The sequence below is a fragment of the Mycobacterium sp. 1245801.1 genome (genome assembly GCF_001673055.1).
GTDB lineage: Bacteria > Actinomycetota > Actinomycetes > Mycobacteriales > Mycobacteriaceae > Mycobacterium > Mycobacterium europaeum_A.
This window is the reverse complement of sequence record NZ_LZKY01000427.1, coordinates 1-1496: the sequence shown is the minus strand read 5'-3', so window position 1 is coordinate 1496 and position 1496 is coordinate 1. Positions and strand designations below refer to the sequence as shown.

Sequence of the window (1496 nt, the reverse complement as noted above, 5' to 3'; positions counted from 1 at the left end):
ACCGTGCCCACCCAGTCGGCGCGATGGGCCGCCAGATCGTCGGCCCGCATGGCCCCGCCGTGCGCCAGTGCGTGCGCCTCGAGCCTGGCGGCCAGTTCGCCACGGTAGAACGCCTCTCCGTTGGTCGCGGCGATCGTTTCCAGCGTGGCCGCATGGTCGGGCAGGCTGAATCGCTCGCCGGGCCTGGGCGCCCGCCCGCCGGGCAGAAACGCCTGGGCGAACCCCGGCTGGTCTTCGAACAGCGGCACCTGGGCGGCCCACTGCTGCGCGACCGTCGGTGAAACCAGAAAGCCGTTGCGGCCGTAAGCTATTGCTGGTTCGAACAGCCGCTCGAACGGGAGCTTGCCGAACTTCGCGTGCAGTTCGGTCCAGGCCGACACCGCGCCGGGCACGGTCACCGAATTCCAGCCGAGGATCGGAACGTCCTGCCCGCCAAAGTATTCCGGTGTCCAGGCGGCCGGTGAGCGACCCGAGGCGTTCAACCCGTGCAATCGCGCGCCGTCCCACACGATGGCGAAGGCGTCCGAACCAATGCCGTTGGACACCGGCTCCACAATCGTCAGGGTGATGGCTGTGGCGATGGCCGCGTCGACCGCGCTGCCGCCCTGGGCGAGCATCCGCAGGCCCGCCTGGGCGGCGAGCGGTTGCGACGTGCACACAACGTTTTCCGCCAGGATGGGCTTGCGTGGCCAGGCGTACGGCAGGGTCCAGTCGAAAGGTGCGGTCACCTCCGCGAGCGTATCTCCTTACGCCGTCAGCAGCGGTGCCATCCAGGTCAGCTCGGCGGGCAACTGCGAGCTCCAGAACGCGCCGTCGTGCCCGCCGGGCGAGAAGCCGCCGGCCGGCGGGTTGGGCAGCTGCGCGATGAACTGCTTCGTCGCCGAGTAGAACGGATCGCTGTCGCCGCAATCGATTCGGATCGGGATCGAGGCCAGCGCGGGCATGCCGAACACCGAATTCGCGGCGAAATCATCGGGCCCGTCGAACGCCCCCGGCGCCGCGGCACCCGAGGACATCCACAGGGCCGGGCTCACCGCACAGATCGCCGCGGTACGGGCTGGCCCCAGCCGGCCGCCCAGCAGCAGCGCGCCATAGCCGCCCATCGACCAGCCCAGGAACGCCACCCGCGAGGTGTCCAGATTCTGGTTTCCCAGCATCGGGATGAGCTCGTCGAGCACCATGGCGCCGCTGTCCTCGCCCGACGACCGCTTGTGCCAGTAGCCGCCGCCACCGTCGACGGCGACCACCGCGAACGGCGGCAGTCCGGCGTCGACGGCCTGCGCCAAACCGTGTTCGACGCCACCGGCCATCACCGTGGACGCGTCACTGCCCTTGCCGTGCAGCGCGATCACCGGCCGCAGCGGCTTGGTCTGGCCCGGCGGGCGGGCGATGGCCCAGTTGGTGTTGGCCCCGCCGCGGGCGGCGGAGGCGAAGGAACCGGTCACCATGGTGGGGGCGGGCGCCGCCGGCGGAGCCGGATCGCGGGGCGGGACGGG

General features: G+C 71.2%; 2 protein-coding genes. Both read right to left on the bottom strand.

The window, feature by feature from the left end; all coding sequences use genetic code 11:
• Positions 1-728: gamma-glutamyltransferase (locus tag A5622_RS27685; protein ID WP_197508112.1), on the bottom strand; the 728-nt coding region annotated here is incomplete at its 3' end.
• An 18-nt stretch (positions 729-746) separates the two neighbouring features.
• Positions 747-1496, bottom strand: a 750-nt coding sequence (locus A5622_RS27680) for an alpha/beta hydrolase-fold protein (RefSeq protein WP_197508111.1), incomplete at its 5' end; no start/stop codon positions are given.